Source organism: Mesorhizobium sp. B2-3-10, from assembly GCF_006442275.1.
Classification (GTDB): domain Bacteria; phylum Pseudomonadota; class Alphaproteobacteria; order Rhizobiales; family Rhizobiaceae; genus Mesorhizobium; species Mesorhizobium australicum.
Map to the genome: position 1 here is coordinate 15623 of NZ_VFVT01000015.1, position 15887 is coordinate 31509.

Consider the following 15887-nt stretch of genomic DNA (forward strand, 5'->3'; position numbering starts at 1 on the left):
AAAATAGATTGCATTCGTACTCTATAACTGATATAGATTATGAACGCAATCAAAAAAGGAGACGAATGATGCGTGTGACTCGCAGCCAAGCTGAGCAGAACCGGCAAACCGTGATCGATGTAGCGAGCCGGCTTTTTCGGGAGCGTGGATTCGATGGCATCGGCGTCAAGGATTTGATGGAGGGCGCCGGGCTGACCCAAGGCGGGTTCTACAAGCAGTTCGCGTCTAAGGACGACTTGGTCGCGCAGGCGTCCAGACGGGCATTGGAAAGCGCTGCGAACCGATGGTCGACGGCGGCCGCGGCGAGCCCTGAGGATCCGCTTGGCGCCGTGATCGACTTCTATCTCAGCACGGGGCATCGCGAGGAAAAGATGGACGGCTGCCCGGTGGTTGCGCTTGGCTCGGATGCCGCCAGGCAAGGCGCCGAGGTGAAGGCATCATTTGAGGCCGGCATCCGAGAATACCTCGAGATGCTGGGCTCCTGGGTTGGCAAAGCCGGCGGCGAGGAGGCTGGCGGTAAGGCCATGGCCGTTCTCTCGACAATGGTCGGTGCGGTCGTCCTCTCGCGCGCCGTCAATGATCCCGACCTCGCGAAGGCTTTTCTGGGTGCCGCGACCGATCAGGTTCGCAAAGCCGTCGCGGCTTGAAAGCCGCACGCGCTGGCCAAGTGATAGGAGAATAGATGCGACGGATCGTTGTTACGGGCATGGGAGCGGTCACGCCGCTCGCGGCCAACGTCGAAGGGTCCTGGTCGCGCCTGCTGGCCGGTCGTTCGGGGCTTGGAAAGCTTCCGGATGACATGGTGGGGGACCTGCCGGCGAAGGTCGGCGGAATGGTTCCTTCCTTGCTGGAAGACCCCGAAGGTGGCTTCGATCCAGACACCGTCCTGGCGCCGAAGGACCAGCGCAAGGCCGACCGCTTCATTGTTTTTGCGCTGGCGGCTGCGGAAGAGGCGGTTGCCCAGGCCAGGTGGAACCCGGTCTCGGACGATGACAGGACCCGCACCGCGACGATCATCGCGTCGGGTGTCGGAGGATTTCCCGCGATAACCGAAGCGGTGCGAACCGTCGACCTGCGCGGTGTTCGGCGTCTCTCACCGTTCACGGTGCCGTCGTTCCTGGTGAACATGGCGGCGGGACAGATTTCGATCCGATATGGGCTCAAGGGTCCGCTCGGCGCTCCGGTGACGGCCTGCGCGGCCGGCATTCAGGCGATCGGCGATGCGGCGCGTCTTATCCGCGCCAACGAGGCTGACATCGCGGTCTGCGGCGGAACGGAAGCCTGCATCAATACGGTCAGCCTCGGCGGCTTTGCCGCGGCACGCTCTCTTTCTACATCCTTCAATCATCGTCCTGAGGAGGCCTCCCGCCCGTTCGACATGTCGCGCGACGGCTTCGTCATGGGCGAAGGCGCCGGCATCCTGGTCATCGAGGCATTGAGCCACGCGCTTGCGCGCGGCGCCAAACCGCTCGCCGAACTGGTCGGCTACGGCACGACGGCGGACGCTTATCACATCACCTCCGGCCCCGAGGATGGCGACGGTGCGCGCCGGGCCATGGAGATCGCGATTGCCCAAGCCGGTATTTCGGCACGGGAGGTCCGCCACCTCAACGCGCACGCGACCTCCACGCCAGTCGGCGACTTGGGGGAAATCGCCGCGATCAAAAGGGTCTTCGGAGAAGATTTCGGCATAGCCGTCAGCGCTACGAAGTCGGCGACCGGCCACCTGCTTGGCGCCGCCGGCGGGCTTGGGGCGATCTTCACGGTCCTGGCGCTCAGGGACCAGGTCGCACCGCCAACCCTCAATCTGAGCGCCCCCGATCCGGCAAGCGACGGGATCGACTTCGTCGCAAACCACGCCCGGCCGATGGAGATGGATTACGCGATTTCCAATGGCTTCGGCTTTGGCGGCGTGAACGCCAGCGCATTGTTCCGGCGCTGGACGGACTAGCCGCGGCTTGCGGCAATCGTGATGTCCTGGTCGGGCAGTGGCAGCCGGCGACAAGTTTACGCATGGCGACATCGTCGCCCCGCACCCGGGCGATGACTGCACGATACATTCGCGGGGGCACTTCAGGCGCGCGACAGTCCGTCTATCAGCGCCGTCAGCACGGCGCGGTAATCCTCGCCCGACGCACCGGCCTCGATGGCGAGCGCCGCGCGGTCGAAGGCGGCGGCAAGCAGCGCGGTCAGCGCTTCGGGCGGCAATCTTTTCATCGACTGCGTCCGCATCGCCGCGACAAGACCCTCGCGCAGCGAGCGGTTGCCGTGGCGGTTGTCGATCGTGTCCATGGCGGTGCGGCCGAGCACGGCGGGGCCGTCGAGCAGCAAGAGCCTCGTGCGGCCGGGCGCGCGCATGGCCGTGAGATAGGCATCGGAACCGGCAATCAGCGCATCGCGAGCGCTGAGCGAAGGCGGGGAGGCGCGGTCAATCTCTCGCGCCACCGCCGCGGCTTCCTGTTCGACCACGGCGGCGAAAAGCGCCTGCTTGTCGGCGAAATGGTGGTAGAGCGCGCCGCGCGTCACGCCAGCGGCGGCAACGATCTCCGGTGTGCCGGTCTCGGCATAGGATTTTTCCGTGAACAGTTTGCGCGCCGCCGCGATCAGGTCGGCGCGCGTTGTCTCGGTGCGATCGCGGTTGGAACGACGCGCGGATTCCTGTTGCATACATGCAGCCTGTATGTTAATTCAATTTACATGCAGACTGTATGTTAGTTGACGGGAGAAGGAAAGATGAAGACGACGAGCTACTATCCGGTGCTGATGACCGGCGATGTCGCCGGCACGGCGGCCTTCTATGTCAGGCATTTCGGTTTCCGGCCGTTGTTTGAGAGCGACTGGTACGTGCATCTGCGGTCGGTGGGCAACAAGCGCGTCAATCTCGGCATCGTTCAGGGCGACCACGAGACGATCCCCGAGGAGGGGCGGGGGCGGACTTCCGGGCTGCTGATCAATTTCGAGGTCCGCGATCCCGATGCGATCCATGACCGGATCCTTGCTGCCGGCCTGCCTATCCTGCGAACGCTGCGTGACGAGCCTTTCGGCCAGCGCCATTTCATCACCAAGGATCCCAACGGCGTGCTGATCGACGTCATCAAGCCGATCCCGCCCAGCAAAGAGTTCCTGGCGCAGTATGCGCAAGGCGCCGCGGGGGCTTGAACGGCAGCCTCAGCCCGCCCGTGCCACCGGGGTCACCGTCACCTGGCTGACGCCGGTGCGGCGCACCACGGTGCACAGCGTCTCGCGGCCGATGCGCTCGGCGTCGAGCATGCGCACGAGGTCGTCGACGCCGGTCACCGGGCGGGCGTCGATGGCGGCGATGATGTCGCCTTCCCTGAGACCCGCCCTGGCCGCCGGGCCGTCCTTCTCGACGCTGCGCAGCCGTACCGCCGTGCTGGTCGAGACCTGCGACAAGAGTGCCGCGCGCCGGGGCAGGTTTACCGTGTCGGCGGAGACGCCAATGAAGGCGCGGCGCACGCGGCCGAAGCGGATGATCTCCGAAATGACAAAGTTCGCGGTGTTGGAGGCGACGGCGAAGGCGATGCCTTGCGCGCCATGGATCATGGCGGTGTTGACGCCGATCACCTCGCCGGCCGACGAGACCAGCGGACCACCTGAATTGCCGGGGTTGAGCGCGGCGTCGGTCTGGATGACGTCGTCGATCAGCCTGCCGGTCGAAGCTCGCATCGAGCGGCCGAGCGCCGAGACGACGCCGGAGGTGACGGTCCATTCGAAGCCCAGCGGATTGCCGATGGCAATCGCGATCTGGCCGCGCCGCAGCCGCTTGGAATCGCCCAGCGGCGCCACGTCGGCGAAGCTGCCGTCAGCGCGCACCAGGGCGATGTCGGTGTCGGGGTCGCGGCCGAGCACGCGGCCTTCGCTGGAGGCGCCGTCCGGCATCGAGACGCGTACCGTCCTGGCGTCACCCACGACATGGAAATTGGTGACGACCAACCCGTCAGGCGCGATGACGAAGCCCGAGCCGTGGCCGCCCGGCCCCCCGATGCGCTCGATGCGGCAGACAGCCGGGCCGATGCGGTCGACCGCGTCGGCAACCGTCGTCGAATAGGCGTCGAGCAATGTCTCGTCCGGTTGGAATTTTGGCGCGGCGAGGGCCATGGGGGCTCCGTGTTTTCAGGCTTGATCGTGACTATATGTGCGGAGCGGCCGGAACCGCCGCGACCTGACCAGATGGCCAGTCGAACCCGCAACTAGCCGTCAGGCGAGTACCTCCTGGCGTACTGCCGAGCGATATCTGGGGCATGAGAAAACCCAGGAGATCATCATGAGCGACTTCAATCTGAATGCATTGTCCGATGCCATCGCCGATATTGCCGACAAGGCGACGCCGGCAACGGCAAGCTTCGCCACGCATCATCACCGCACGGCGAGCGCCTTCCATTGGGGCGACGGCTATTTCGTCACCGCCGAGGAAGCCGTCGAGGCCGGCGAGGAGATCGAGCTGACACTGGCCTCCGGCGAGACGGCGAAGGCCGAACTGGTCGGCCGCGATCCTTCGACGGGCGTCGCCCTGCTGAAGCCCGCGGATGCGGCCAGCGCGCCTGTCCTCGATAGAGCCAGCCCCGTTCGGCCAGGCAATATCGCCATAGCCATCGGCAGCAGCCAGGGCTCCGTGCTGGCCGTGTCGGGCTCGGTCGGCGAAGTCGGCCCGGCCTGGCGCTCGATGCGCGGCGGCACCATCGACCGGCGCATCAACCTGGCTGTCGGTGCCGGCGGCCGCTTCGAGGGTGGCCCGGTGCTGGACGCCAAGGGCGCGCTGATCGGCATGCTTCTGTTCGGCCCGCGTGGCCGCGCGCTGGTCATGCCCTATGAGACGATCGAACGCGCGGTGGCGACGCTTCGCGAAAAGGGGCATGTCGCACGTGGTTACCTCGGCGCCGGCCTGCATCCGGTGCGCGACCGCGACGCGCGTGGCGCAATGGTGATGAGCCTCGACGACAATGGCCCGGCCAAGGCCGCTGGCCTCTCGCTCGGCGACATCATCGTGGCGTGGAACAGCGAGGCCGTGCATGGTCCGCGAGATCTGATCCGCCGGCTCGGGCCCGACAGCGCCGGTGCTTCGGTGAAGCTGGGTGTCGTGCGCGGCGGCGAACAGCGCGACGTCGTGCTGACGATCGGCGAAAAGCCGCTGAGCTGAGAGGACGGATGGAAAGCGACACGCTGACAAGGCCTGACGTGGCGCGCGGCGAACGCCAGCTCGTGGTGCTGATCGCACTGCGCGATGCCGTGCGCGCCGAGCGCTTGTCGGCTTCGCTCGCCATGGCCGACGATCTGCTGCCGGTCGTGGCCGGTGGCGGGGTCGCCGATGTCGCCATCGTCGATGACGCTGTCGCCAACGGCACGGCCTCTGTCGATCGAGCCGGCGTCGGCGGCAGCACGACCCCAAAAGTACTGCTTTCGGACCGCGCGGGCCGGCCGCAAGGCCAGGTTTTTGCGGTGCTGCCGTTGGCTGCGGATGCAGCTTTGATCGCCGCTGCCGTCAGGCTGGCCGCCGCCGGCTACCGGGTGTCCGGCGAAGGGCGTTCGATGCCGGATAGGCATGAGGATTTCGACCGCGGTGATGCGGCCAATGGGGATGGAAGCCATAGCGGGTTGTTCGGCGAGGAAACGGTCGACGATGGCGCCGCCACCCGGCCAGCGCTGTCGCCGCGCGAGGCGGAAGTGCTGGCGCTGCTGGCCGAAGGGGCGCCCAACAAGGTGATCGCGCGGCGGCTCAACATCTCCGTCCACACGGCGAAGTTTCATGTCGCCGCGATCCTCATCAAGCTCGGTGCCGCCAATCGTACGGACGCCATCGCGATCGCGATGCGGCAGGGGCTGGTTCTGGTTTAGGAGTGATGTCGGGCAGTCTGACGATTATCTTCAGAGATTGGCGCTGCCCCTCATCCGCCTACCGGCACCTTCTCCCCGTATAGTGACAGGGAGCAGGGAGTTGCCGCGACCTCGGCGCTCCCCTTGCAAAGGTGATGATTGGCGAAGGCCGCGATGAGAGCGTCTTTCTCCCCGTCACTATACGGGAAGGAATGCCCGGCAGGGCAATGAGGGGCGGCGCGACGGTGCGGACGAAGTATCCATCATCTGCTCGGTATTTCGAGTTCACCGTAACCGAGTACTTCGTCTTCGGCCATTGGGCGGTCCCGATCAGGTATCCGGCCTGCTTGCTCTGAAATTTCCATCAGCCTCGCGATCAGGTCAGACTCGTTTTGCTGAGAAGTCAGGTTTTCGCGAGCAGTTTCGTTTTCGAGGCTCTGCCGGATCGCTTCGGTCACCGGCACACCACGGCTCTTGGCAAGTTCTCGGGCCAACCGCTCCACTTCGACATTCTTGATGAACAAAGCCATTTGGTGATCTGCCATCCGGTATGGAATCATACGCCAAATCGGTTTCGGCGCCACGTCGTTTGCAGCCGACAAGGCACGGTACCCTCCGCTACGTCACCATCGCGTCGCACCACAAGCTCTTGTATCCCGCTCTGGCGCGCGCAAGGATCGCGACACAAGACAATCCAGGCGGAGGAAAAATGTCGCTCAAGGGAAAGACGCTGTTCATCTCCGGCGGGTCACGTGGCATCGGGCTGGCGATCGCGCTGCGCGCCGCGCGCGACGGCGCCAATGTGACGATCGCCGCCAAGACGGCGGAGCCGCATCCGAAGCTGCCGGGAACGATCTACAGCGCCGCTGAAGAGATCGAGCAGGCCGGCGGCAAGGCACTGCCGGTGCTATGCGACATCCGCGAGGAGGCGCAGGTTGCCGAGGCGGTCGGCAGAACCGTCGAGAAATTCGGCGGCATCGATATCTGTGTCAACAATGCCAGCGCCATCCAGCTTACCGGCACGCTGGAAACCGACATGAAGCGCTACGATCTGATGCATCAGATCAACACGCGCGGCACCTTCCTCGTGTCCAAAATGTGCATTCCACACCTGAAGTTGGCGAAAAACCCTCACATCCTGAATCTGGCGCCGCCGCTCGACATGAAGGCCAAATGGTTCAAGAACCATGTCGCCTACACCATGGCCAAGTTCGGCATGTCGATGTGCACGCTGGGCATGAGCGCGGAATTCGCCAGGGATGGCATCGCGGTCAATTCGCTGTGGCCGATCTCGACCATCGACACGGCCGCGGTACGCAACCTTCTGGGCGGAGCCACGGTCGCGGCGATGAGCCGGTCGCCGGACATCATGGCCGATGCCGCGCACGCGATCTTCATGCGGCCGTCGCGCGAGGCATCAGGCAATTTCTACATCGACGAAGAGGTGCTGCGCGCCGAGGGCGTCAGCGATTTCTCGGTCTATGCGCCTGACGCAACCGGACCGCTGGCCGGAGACTTTTTTGTGCCGGATGAGGTGTTTGCCAGGACGGACAGCAAGATCAGGAACATCTACTGAAGGGGATTCTGCCGCCGCCGCTTGCTTTCAAAAAAGGACTCGACATCGAACGGCTCCGGTTCACCTGACTGGCCGCCCTCGTCGATTGCCCGACGAAGCCGCTCAAGCCTCTGATCGCCGGTTTCTTCCGTAGGCATCAATTCGCCTCGTCCCGTTGAGCGCGTATTTCGGCCGGCAGGCCACCGTTTGCTAGGTGGACCTGAAGCAAAAAACCCCGCCGGAGAGGGCCGGCGGGGTTCAATGCGTCCCGCTGGAGTCGGGACGGGGCAGGGAACGCCCAGTCAGGAATCTGGGGTGCGAAGCCCGGTGATTCAATGACCCGGCTCTAGGGGTCTGTACAATTCTTGTTGACCCGGGCCGTGCCGTCCGCGGTCTATCCCATCCCGGTTGACCGGGATGGGACCTTGTTGCCGACCTGATTCCAAAACCACTGCAAGTGGCTGGAAAAGCAGGTCAGTTGTTGCTCGCCACCGGCGCCACGAGCGAGGTGATGCGGCGGATGGCGACGCGCCGGTTCTCGCGGTTGGGCGCCGAGGTGTCGACCTTCAGGTACTCCTCGCCATAGCCCTGTGTCGTCAGGTTCTCGGGCGGGATGCCGAAGGCGTTGGTCAGCGCTTCGGCGACCGCTTCGGCGCGACGGTCCGACAGAGCAAGATTTGCCTCGGGCGTGCCGACGGCGTCGGTGTGGCCCTCGATCAGGAAGGTCTCGGCCGGGTTCTTTTTCAACAGCTTCTCCATGGCGTCGGCGACACCCTGGAGCTTCTGTACCTCGGTGTCGGAGATCGAGGACGAGCCGAATTCGAAATTCAGGGTGTCGAGGTCGATCCGCCGTGCAATGTCACGCACGCGGGCCGAACGCTTGACCTCGTTGATCGAATACAGACGCTGCACTTTCTCCACCGGCGGCTGTTCGAGGAAAGTGTAATAGTCGTCGGGGCTTTCGACATCCTCGGAATCGAGGATGTAGTCCCGGCGCGGGATGGTCAGCCGCATCGGCGGCAGGTCATCGCCGGGATCGCGCCAGTCATCTTCGTCCTGGTAGCTGCGCTCGTCGACATAGCTCAGCACATATTCGCGACCGTCGGGCGCGATGCGCGACCGCTGCAGGATGTCGCCGTAGCGGTTGCGTATGGTGACGATCCGGAAGCCATTGTCGCGCTCGACCGTCTCGCGCGTGCGGCCTTGCGGCAGGTCCTCGTAGTAGACATCCTTGGCGCCGCGGGTCAGGCGCGGGCGATCGTTGCTTTGGACGAACGTCTGGTCGTTGAACTGGACGATCACCCGGTCGCCGATTTCCTTGAGCACGTCGACGCCCTTGGGCCGGCGGCGGTCACGGATGTCCTCGTCAGGCGCGCGCTCGAGCCGCTTGCCCTTCTCCTGCGTCACCGGGACGATTTTTTCCGTCTTGATCGCCTCCTGGGCGGCTCTGTCGTCGGTTGGAGGCGGACCCTGATCCACCGGCGCCACTACCGGCTTCCGGCCCTGGTCACCGCCCTGCTGGGCATTCTGCCCACCATTCTGCTGCCCGCCGTTCTGCTGTTCGCCATTCTGGTTGGCGGGCTGGGTGGCTGGGTTCCCGCCGCCCTGGCCGTTCTCGCCGCGACCCTTGCGCCTGGCATCCTTCTGGCTGTCGAGGATGGGGGCGGCATTCTTGTCGGCGGGGGCTTCGCCCTGAACCGGGTTTTCGCCCTGGACAGGCGCGGCCTTCCCATTGGTAGCGGCCCCACCGGTGGCGGGCTGCTCTCCCGTCGCCGGCTGTTCGCCGGTGGTGGGATGCCTACCGGTCTGCGGCTGTTCGCCGGTCGCGGGCTGCTCGCCATTCGCCGGCTGTTCGCCAGCCGGTTTCCTGCCGTGCTTCTTCGTCTTATCTTGGGATTGCTCGCCCTGGGCGGGAACCTGCTCGCCGGCGGGAGGGGATTCAACCTTCGGCGTCGCTTCGCCGGCAGGAGCCTGCTTCGGTGTCGGAGCGGTCTCCAGCACGGCGGCCGGCGCCTCTTTCTGCTGGTCCAGCTTGTGTTTCCTGCCAGGCTTGGTCGGCTGGTTGTCGTTGGCAGGCGCGGCCTCGCCGGCGGGCGCCTGCTCGGTCTGCTGCTGCTGGTCGCGCTTCTTCCTGCGCGGCTGCTGCTCGTCGGTTGCGGGCGCGGCCTCGCCGGCGGGCGCCTGCTCGGCCTGCTGCTGCTGGTCGCGCTTCTTCCTGCGCGGCTGCTGCTCTTCAGCCGCGGGGGCGGGCTGCTGCGCGGCCGGAGCGGTCTCGGTCTGCTGTTGCTGCTCGCGCTTCTTCTTGCGCGGCTGTTCCTCGTCGCCCTGTCCCTGGTCGGTGGGGGTGTCCTGCGCCAGGATGATCAGCGGTGTCCCCCCGCATTGCATGGGGCCGAACGCGGCTGTCCCCTGAAGCGGGGACGCGCCTAACGGCGCGGATGCCATCAACAGGCCAAGGGCTGTGCCTGCCAGAATCCGTGGTTGGCGTTTCATCGAAATTCTCCTTGTGGGGTCCCATCCTTGCCGAAACCGCTTTTAACGAAATTGGTTCCAGTTGCCCATCGTTAGGGGCTGTACAGGGCTATTGGCCGACCTTTTGAAGGCAACTTCATGTCATTCAGCCCCCTTTGCAGCCTCATTCCGGCTGTCGCCGCGCTTGACCTTGGCGGCGGCTGGGGCCACATGCCGGAAATGGAAACCCCGTTCTGGAAGACCAAGACGCTGGAAGAGATGAGCCCCACCGAGTGGGAATCGCTCTGCGACGGCTGCGGCAAGTGCTGCCTGTCCAAGCTCGAGGACGAGGACACCGGTGAAATCTACTGGACCAGCGTCGGCTGCCGGCTGTTCGACGCCGAGAGCTGCCGCTGTGCGGACTATGCCAACCGGCTGGCGCGCGTTCCCGACTGCGTCGGCCTGACGCCGCAGAATGTGCGCACCATCAGCTGGCTGCCCAGCACCTGCGCCTACCGGCTGGTGGCCGAGGGCCGCGACCTCTACTGGTGGCATCGGTTGGTTTCCGGCAGTGCCGAGACCGTGCACGATGCCGGCATTTCCATGCGCGGCCGGGTCAAGGCGAGCGAGACCGACCTGGCCGAGCCGGAAGACTATTTTGACTTTATGCTCGACGACGAGCCCTGACGCGCGCGGTAGACCGTCAGGAGTTGCCTGTCGGGAACCCTGCGAGGGCGAGGCGCCTGGCGCGATATTGTTGAGTGCCGGCGAGGGATTTGGCCGGCGAGAGATTTGAAAGGTCGGCGCTTTGCCGTGTGGCGCCACATGAACCGCGGATGAACGGGCAGTTCGTAAATAGTTCAGACAGGCCGGTGCATTCTCCCGCCATGGGTTTCACGAGGAGGGCGCAAGCCCGCAACAAGGAGAGAGAACCATGTACACCACCATCAAGACGGCAGCGCTTTCGGCTCTGGTCGGCCTCGGCACGCTGGCGGCCATCCCCGCCCATGCCGACAGCCTCTATCTTGGCTTCGGCAACAACCAGGACCCGCGCTTCGGCGTCTATGCCGGCGACGACGGCTATCGCCACCGCCGGGACGAGCGCCGCGACGATTGGCGCCGTGGCTGCTCGCCGGATCGCGCCCTCGACAAGGCGGAGCGCATGGGGCTGCACCGTGCCCGCATCGTCGATGTCAACCGCCGCGTGGTCAAGGTGATGGGCCGTCAGTACGGCGACCGCGTCGTCATCGTGTTCGCCAACGAGCGCGGTTGCCCGGTCATCAACCGCTGAGAATCTCAGGCGTGGACCTTCTGTGAAGGTCTGGAGCCCCTTTCCCTAGGGAAAGAAGTGGCCCGAAACCCCGCGGGAGCGATTCCGCGGGGTTTTTAATGCCCGCGGCGGTCTCTCTTGAGCAGGTCCGTGGCCAAGCAATGCTCAGCCACGGCGTCCAGCGCCGCCTACTTCAGTTCGAAGGTAACGGTGACCTGGACATTGTAGGCGTTCTCGCCGGCCTGTACCGGCGCCGCGCCGGCCGCGGCGTCGAATGCCTTGGCGTTGATCGGCATCGGCGCCGGCCTGATGTTCTGATCGGTGATCTCGAGCACCCGGCCCAGGCTGACCCCGGCCGCCTCGGCCAGCGTCCTGGCCTTGGCCATGGCGTCGGCGACAGCTTTCTTTCGGGCCTCTGTGACGGTGGCCGCCGGATTGTCATTGGTGAAGGCGATGCCGCCGCCTTGGTTGACGCCGAGCGACACCGCCTTGTCGAGGATCTCACCTGTCTTGTCGACGTCGCGCACGCGCACCGAGAGCGTGTTGGTCACCTGATAGGCGACGAGTTCGGCCTCCTGGCTGCCGTCCGGCTTGTTGGTGTAGTTGTAGCGGGGGTTGATCTGGATGCCCGCGGTCTGCAGGTCGCGATCCTTGATGCCGGCGGCCTTCATCGCGGCAATCACGGCGGCCATGGCATCATTGTTGGCGTCGAGTGCGGCACGCGCCGTCTTGGCTTCGCGCATGACGCTGAGCGTCAGCACCGCCAGATCGGGGGCCACGGTTGCTTCGCCCTCGCCGGACACGATGATGCGGGGCGGCGTCGGCAGATCGGTGGCTCCAGCCATCGCCGGAAAAGCGATTGCAGCGGCGAGCGCGAGGGGCAAAAGATGTCTGGTCATGAAAATCTCCTTGGTCTGCGATCAAGTCGCAGGGGGGCGCGTAGAGCGCGATTATGGGTTGATTTGGGCGATCTGCGAAAGCCCGCCGGGAAAGCCTTGTGCCGCGATGCGAAAAACATTAATCCAGCCCGCGTGGGGCCTGTAGCTCAATGGTTAGAGCCGGCGGCTCATAACCGCTTGGTTGGGGGTTCGAGTCCCTCCGGGCCCACCATTGTTGTTATTTACCAATAGCGTAGGGGCAAGTTCGCCCGCGGGTTCGCCAAACGGGATATTGCCGTCCCGGGAGCACAATGATCGTGACGCAGAAAGGGATCACCCTGAAAGACGTGGCCGCCGCGGCCAACGTTTCGCGCGCCACGGCGGCGCGGGCGCTCAACAGTTACGGTTACGTCGGCGACGGGACGGCTTTGCGGGTGCTGGAAGCCGCCGAGCGACTGGGCTATCGCGCCAACCTCGTCGCGCAGGCCCTGCGCAGCGGGCAGCTGCCGATCGTCGGCTTCATTCCCGGCGACATCCAGAATCCGTTCTTCGCGCGCATTGCCCATGATATCGAGGCGGAACTGCGCAGGCACCGCCACAATCTTCTGATCGCCAGCAGCGAAGAGAATGTCGAACAGGAAAAGGAACTGCTCGAAAGCCTGCGTTCGCTCAGCATCCGTGGCTTCATTCTTGCGCCGACCTCGGCGACGGACAGCCAGCATATCGTGCAGCTCGCCCGTGAGGGCACGCCGGTCGTGCTGATCGACCGTGTCGTCAAGGAAGTGCACTGCGACAGCGTCGTCGTCGACAATGAAGGCGGTGCGCGCGCGGCCGTGGACTACCTGGTTGCCAATGGCCATGAGCGCATCGGCCTGTTGCGGGACGAATCGCGCATCTTCACCGCGCAGGAGCGCCTTGCCGGTTACCAGAACTCGCTTGCGGCGCATGGCATTGCCCTCGACCCGTCGCTGGTCAGCGTGTCACGCTCGACCGTGGAACATGCTGTCGAAGCCACCATTCGACTGTTCAGCCGCCGCGATCGTCCGACCGCCCTGTTCACCGTGGACAGCCTGATGACCCAAGGCGCGTTGCTCGGCCTGCGCTCGATGGGACTGTCCATCCCGCATGATGTTTCGCTGGTCGGGTTCGACGATTTCAACCTCGCCACCTTCACCGATCCCCAGATCACCGTCATTGCGCAGCCGACAGCCGAAATAGGGCCGCTTGCCGCCAAAATGCTGCTCGACCGCCTGGCCGGCAAGAAGCTGGCCCCGCGCCACACGCGCTTCCCGACCCGTCTCATCGTTCGCGGCTCGGTCTCGCGACTGCACGGGCGCTGATCGCCCGATCCAAATAGGCTCTTCCGCGAATTGGTCATGCGAGGGGGCTTGCCAACCTCTGAAATGCGTGCGTTAAATATGTGAGATCGATCTCACAATCAGCCTGATCGATGGTGGCCGCGGCGATCGCCGGCGGTGCCTGCAACGAGCGGACGCCCTGCCGCAGCGAAATACGAGGAAGACCTGCATGCTCAATTTTGACAAAGACCGCTTCATCAAGATCCAGAGCGGAGCCGTCTCCTTCGCCGGAGAGGCGAGGGCGCTCATGCACCGGCTGCTCGCGGATGGCGTCGAGCGGCTCTATTTCATGGGGACCGGTGGCGTGCAGCTTCTGACCCTTCCAGCGATCGAGCTGGCCGAGCGCCGTACGAGCTTCCCGGTGCGGGGAGAATATCCGGCGCAAGTCGTGCTTGATCCGCCCGCCGGGCTGGACCGGAAGTCGCTCGTCGTCATTCCCTCGCTGTCGGGCACGACCAGGGAAAGCGTGCAGCTGCTTTCCTTCCTGAAGCAGAGAGGCGTGCGCACGCTCTCGCTCACCGGCCATTCCGACACGCCGCTTGCCAGGGAAGCCGATTTCACCTTCACGAACTTCGCGGAGGACGACACCTCTTCGGAGTCCTTCTATCTGCAGTCGCTGCTGATTGTGCTGGCACTGCTGGCGGAGCGCGGCGAATACGAGGACTTCGACGCCACCGTGGCCGAGCTCAAGAGACTGCCGGAACTGCTGGTTGGGGCAAAGGCGGCCTACGAAGACAGCGCGGCGAAACTCGCCGACACGATCAAGAACGAAACCTATCACATCTTCACCGGCGCCGGCTCCGTCTGGCCGCAAGCCTACTATTACGGTATGTGCATTCTGGAAGAGATGCAGTGGATCAGGACCAGACCGGTCCATGCCGCCGACTTCTTCCACGGCACGCTGGAGCTGGTCGAACCGGGTGTGAGCGTATTCCTATTCAAGGGGGAAGATGCCAGCCGTCCGCTGGGTGATCGCGTCGAAAATTTCATCAAACGATACACCGACAAGGTGCACGTTCTCGATGCCGCATCGGTCGAACTGCCCGGTATCTCGCCTGCTGTCCGCAAGCTGATCTCGCCGATCGTGCTTGCGACGTTGCTGGAACGGGTGAGCGCGCATCTGGAAGTGTTGCGCAATCACCCGCTGACGACGCGCCGCTACTACAAGCGCGTCGAATACTGATCACCTCACCTCATAAAAACGAAGAAGGGAACTGATCATGAAATATTCAACACAGGCGGCAATCGCCGCGCTTGCCGCGGCATCGGCACTGGGTCTGACAATGGGACAGGGTATCGGCGCCGAGGCGGTCCAGGCCGATCCGAACGCTAAGGTCGATTACCAGGGAACGCTGTCGGTCCTGACGAAATTCGGCGCGCAGCAGCTCGCGCCGTATTTTGTCGGCGTCGCCCAGGACTATGAGAAGCTTCATCCCGGCGTGAAGGTCGAACTCATCCAGGAAAGCGACGACAGCGTCAAGGACAAGACCAAAACGCTGGTCGCGTCGAACTCGCTCCCGGACATCTACTTTTCCTGGACCGGCAGCTGGGGCGGAAATTTCGTGCGCGGCCATCGCGCCGTCGACCTGACCCCGGTCATCGGGCCCGATACCGAGTGGGGCAAGACACTGACGCCGGCGGCCGTTCAGGCCTTCATGTACAATGGCAAATACTACGGCATTCCGCTCTATCTCGACGCAAAATTCATGGGCTACAACAAGCAGGCGTTCTCCAAACTCGGCCTGAGCGCGCCCAAGACCTTCGAGGAGCTCCTGTCGTCCTGCGAGACGATCCGGAAATCGGGCATGACGCCGATCTCTTTCGGCAACAAGGAAGCCTGGCCGGCAATCCACTATGTGGGGCAGCTGCTCGCCTACGACGTTCCGCAGGCGGTACTCGAGAAGGATTTCGACCCCGGCACGGCGGACTATAGCGACCCGGGCTATGTCGCCGCGCTCACCCAGTACAAGCAGCTCATCGACAGTTGCACGGATGGCGGCGCCTCGGTGAACGGCACCTCCTATTCGTCGGCCATCCAGACCTTCAGCAACACGAAATCGGCCATGTACTACCAGGAAATCATCGAGTTCGATCAGAGCGCTTCGGCGGATTCCGCTTTGAAAGTATCCGATCTGGGCTTCTTCACCCTGCCTGTGCCGAACGGCGCGAAGGGCGACGCGAAAGCGATCGAAGGCGCGCCGGAAGGCTACATGATCAGTTCCGCCTCCACCAACATCCCGCTGGCGATCGACTTCATGAAATTCGTCACGTCCAAGCAGAATGGCCAGGTGCTCTCGGCTCCGCCCTACGGGCAGCCCAGCGCGACCATCGGCGGGGCGTCGGAAGCCAACATGAACCCTTCCGTCGTGGCCGGCCTCAAGGAGATCGCCTCCGCTTCCTACCTGATGCCGTGGCTGGACACGGTGAACCCGCCGCGCGTGGCCTCCGCCTGGCTGTCCAGCCTCCAGGCCCTCACCGGCGGCTCGATGACGCCGGAACAGGTCATGGAGCAGGTCAAGCAGGCGGCCGCGGCATCGAAATAG

The 15887-nt window shown here is 64.5% G+C and carries 17 protein-coding genes and 1 tRNA gene; 12 read left to right on the top strand and 6 right to left on the bottom strand.

Going from position 1 to position 15887, the window contains the following annotated elements; all coding sequences use genetic code 11:
* Positions 1-68 precede the first annotated feature (68 nt).
* Both FJ943_RS29055 and fabF read left to right on the top strand, forming a co-directional pair.
* On the top strand, positions 69-647 hold the full coding sequence (locus FJ943_RS29055; protein WP_140727159.1) for a TetR/AcrR family transcriptional regulator: 579 nt from the start codon (positions 69-71) through the stop codon (positions 645-647).
* Between the two features lie 35 nt (positions 648-682).
* Positions 683-1951 (top strand): beta-ketoacyl-ACP synthase II, encoded by a 1269-nt coding sequence (gene fabF, locus FJ943_RS29060; RefSeq protein WP_140727066.1) that lies wholly within the window; start codon positions 683-685, stop codon positions 1949-1951.
* Positions 1952-2073: 122 nt separating this feature from the next.
* Here fabF and FJ943_RS29065 read toward each other — a convergent pair whose 3' ends face one another.
* Complete coding sequence (locus FJ943_RS29065; RefSeq protein ID WP_140727069.1) at positions 2074-2667, bottom strand: TetR/AcrR family transcriptional regulator; 594 nt, start codon at positions 2665-2667, stop codon at positions 2074-2076.
* A gap of 66 nt (positions 2668-2733) precedes the next feature.
* Between FJ943_RS29065 and FJ943_RS29070 the strand changes: the two genes are divergently transcribed.
* Positions 2734-3159 (top strand): VOC family protein, encoded by a 426-nt coding sequence (locus FJ943_RS29070; protein WP_140727072.1) that lies wholly within the window; start codon positions 2734-2736, stop codon positions 3157-3159.
* Positions 3160-3168: 9 nt separating this feature from the next.
* On the opposite strand, the gene FJ943_RS29075 is transcribed toward FJ943_RS29070, so the two are convergent.
* Positions 3169-4119: a trypsin-like peptidase domain-containing protein gene (locus tag FJ943_RS29075; protein ID WP_140727075.1), complete on the bottom strand. Its 951-nt coding sequence runs from the start codon at positions 4117-4119 to the stop codon at positions 3169-3171.
* Positions 4120-4285: 166 nt separating this feature from the next.
* Here FJ943_RS29075 and FJ943_RS29080 point away from each other — a divergent pair, with 166 nt between their 5' ends.
* Together FJ943_RS29080 and FJ943_RS29085 are read left to right on the top strand one after the other, a co-directional pair.
* On the top strand, positions 4286-5158 hold the full coding sequence (locus FJ943_RS29080; protein WP_140665908.1) for a S1C family serine protease: 873 nt from the start codon (positions 4286-4288) through the stop codon (positions 5156-5158).
* 8 nt (positions 5159-5166) lie between these two features.
* On the top strand, positions 5167-5853 hold the full coding sequence (locus tag FJ943_RS29085; RefSeq protein ID WP_140727078.1) for a helix-turn-helix transcriptional regulator: 687 nt from the start codon (positions 5167-5169) through the stop codon (positions 5851-5853).
* 242 nt (positions 5854-6095) lie between these two features.
* Here the strand turns inward: FJ943_RS29085 and FJ943_RS29095 are convergent, their stop codons facing one another.
* On the bottom strand, positions 6096-6362 hold the full coding sequence (locus tag FJ943_RS29095) for a type II toxin-antitoxin system VapB family antitoxin (RefSeq protein ID WP_181174670.1): 267 nt from the start codon (positions 6360-6362) through the stop codon (positions 6096-6098).
* Between the two features lie 179 nt (positions 6363-6541).
* Between FJ943_RS29095 and FJ943_RS29100 the strand changes: the two genes are divergently transcribed.
* Positions 6542-7408: an NAD(P)-dependent oxidoreductase gene (locus tag FJ943_RS29100; RefSeq protein WP_140665917.1), complete on the top strand. Its 867-nt coding sequence runs from the start codon at positions 6542-6544 to the stop codon at positions 7406-7408.
* Here FJ943_RS29100 and FJ943_RS30210 read toward each other — a convergent pair.
* Complete coding sequence (locus tag FJ943_RS30210) at positions 7402-7545, bottom strand: type II toxin-antitoxin system ParD family antitoxin (RefSeq protein WP_140727081.1); 144 nt, start codon at positions 7543-7545, stop codon at positions 7402-7404. The two genes, FJ943_RS29100 and FJ943_RS30210, sit on opposite strands and share 7 nt — an antisense overlap.
* Before the next feature lie 316 nt (positions 7546-7861).
* A complete protein-coding gene (locus tag FJ943_RS29110; RefSeq protein ID WP_140727084.1) occupies positions 7862-9880 on the bottom strand; it encodes an OmpA family protein in 2019 nt (672 codons plus the stop codon).
* Positions 9881-10078: 198 nt separating this feature from the next.
* Here FJ943_RS29110 and FJ943_RS29115 point away from each other — a divergent pair, with 198 nt between their 5' ends.
* Both FJ943_RS29115 and FJ943_RS29120 read left to right on the top strand, forming a co-directional pair.
* Positions 10079-10525, top strand: coding sequence for a YcgN family cysteine cluster protein (locus FJ943_RS29115; RefSeq protein ID WP_140727165.1), 447 nt, complete (start codon positions 10079-10081; stop codon positions 10523-10525).
* Between the two features lie 247 nt (positions 10526-10772).
* On the top strand, positions 10773-11129 hold the full coding sequence (locus tag FJ943_RS29120) for a hypothetical protein (RefSeq protein ID WP_015316248.1): 357 nt from the start codon (positions 10773-10775) through the stop codon (positions 11127-11129).
* A gap of 167 nt (positions 11130-11296) precedes the next feature.
* On the opposite strand, the gene FJ943_RS29125 is transcribed toward FJ943_RS29120, so the two are convergent.
* Positions 11297-12007 (bottom strand): SIMPL domain-containing protein, encoded by a 711-nt coding sequence (locus FJ943_RS29125; protein WP_140617816.1) that lies wholly within the window; start codon positions 12005-12007, stop codon positions 11297-11299.
* 135 nt (positions 12008-12142) lie between these two features.
* Here FJ943_RS29125 and FJ943_RS29130 point away from each other — a divergent pair.
* From FJ943_RS29130 to FJ943_RS29145, 4 genes are all read left to right on the top strand, one after another.
* A tRNA-Ile gene (locus FJ943_RS29130) sits at positions 12143-12218 on the top strand.
* Positions 12219-12303: 85 nt separating this feature from the next.
* Complete coding sequence (locus FJ943_RS29135; protein WP_210161500.1) at positions 12304-13326, top strand: LacI family DNA-binding transcriptional regulator; 1023 nt, start codon at positions 12304-12306, stop codon at positions 13324-13326.
* 187 nt (positions 13327-13513) lie between these two features.
* A complete protein-coding gene (locus FJ943_RS29140) occupies positions 13514-14527 on the top strand; it encodes an SIS domain-containing protein (RefSeq protein WP_140727087.1) in 1014 nt (337 codons plus the stop codon).
* Positions 14528-14564: 37 nt separating this feature from the next.
* Positions 14565-15887: an ABC transporter substrate-binding protein gene (locus tag FJ943_RS29145; RefSeq protein WP_140727089.1), complete on the top strand. Its 1323-nt coding sequence runs from the start codon at positions 14565-14567 to the stop codon at positions 15885-15887.

Bases quoted from the DNA above. Each gene is read 5' to 3' on its own strand.
- FJ943_RS29055 (WP_140727159.1), top strand. From the start codon at position 69: ATGCGTGTGACTCGCAGCCAAGCTGAGCAGAACCGGCAAACCGTGATC.
- fabF (WP_140727066.1), top strand. From the start codon at position 683: ATGCGACGGATCGTTGTTACGGGCATGGGAGCGGTCACGCCGCTCGCG.
- FJ943_RS29065 (WP_140727069.1), bottom strand. From the start codon at position 2,667: ATGCAACAGGAATCCGCGCGTCGTTCCAACCGCGATCGCACCGAGACA.
- FJ943_RS29070 (WP_140727072.1), top strand. From the start codon at position 2,734: ATGAAGACGACGAGCTACTATCCGGTGCTGATGACCGGCGATGTCGCC.
- FJ943_RS29075 (WP_140727075.1), bottom strand. From the start codon at position 4,119: ATGGCCCTCGCCGCGCCAAAATTCCAACCGGACGAGACATTGCTCGAC.
- FJ943_RS29080 (WP_140665908.1), top strand. From the start codon at position 4,286: ATGAGCGACTTCAATCTGAATGCATTGTCCGATGCCATCGCCGATATT.
- FJ943_RS29085 (WP_140727078.1), top strand. From the start codon at position 5,167: ATGGAAAGCGACACGCTGACAAGGCCTGACGTGGCGCGCGGCGAACGC.
- FJ943_RS29095 (WP_181174670.1), bottom strand. From the start codon at position 6,362: ATGGCTTTGTTCATCAAGAATGTCGAAGTGGAGCGGTTGGCCCGAGAA.
- FJ943_RS29100 (WP_140665917.1), top strand. From the start codon at position 6,542: ATGTCGCTCAAGGGAAAGACGCTGTTCATCTCCGGCGGGTCACGTGGC.
- FJ943_RS30210 (WP_140727081.1), bottom strand. From the start codon at position 7,545: ATGCCTACGGAAGAAACCGGCGATCAGAGGCTTGAGCGGCTTCGTCGG.
- FJ943_RS29110 (WP_140727084.1), bottom strand. From the start codon at position 9,880: ATGAAACGCCAACCACGGATTCTGGCAGGCACAGCCCTTGGCCTGTTG.
- FJ943_RS29115 (WP_140727165.1), top strand. From the start codon at position 10,079: ATGGAAACCCCGTTCTGGAAGACCAAGACGCTGGAAGAGATGAGCCCC.
- FJ943_RS29120 (WP_015316248.1), top strand. From the start codon at position 10,773: ATGTACACCACCATCAAGACGGCAGCGCTTTCGGCTCTGGTCGGCCTC.
- FJ943_RS29125 (WP_140617816.1), bottom strand. From the start codon at position 12,007: ATGACCAGACATCTTTTGCCCCTCGCGCTCGCCGCTGCAATCGCTTTT.
- FJ943_RS29140 (WP_140727087.1), top strand. From the start codon at position 13,514: ATGCTCAATTTTGACAAAGACCGCTTCATCAAGATCCAGAGCGGAGCC.
- FJ943_RS29145 (WP_140727089.1), top strand. From the start codon at position 14,565: ATGAAATATTCAACACAGGCGGCAATCGCCGCGCTTGCCGCGGCATCG.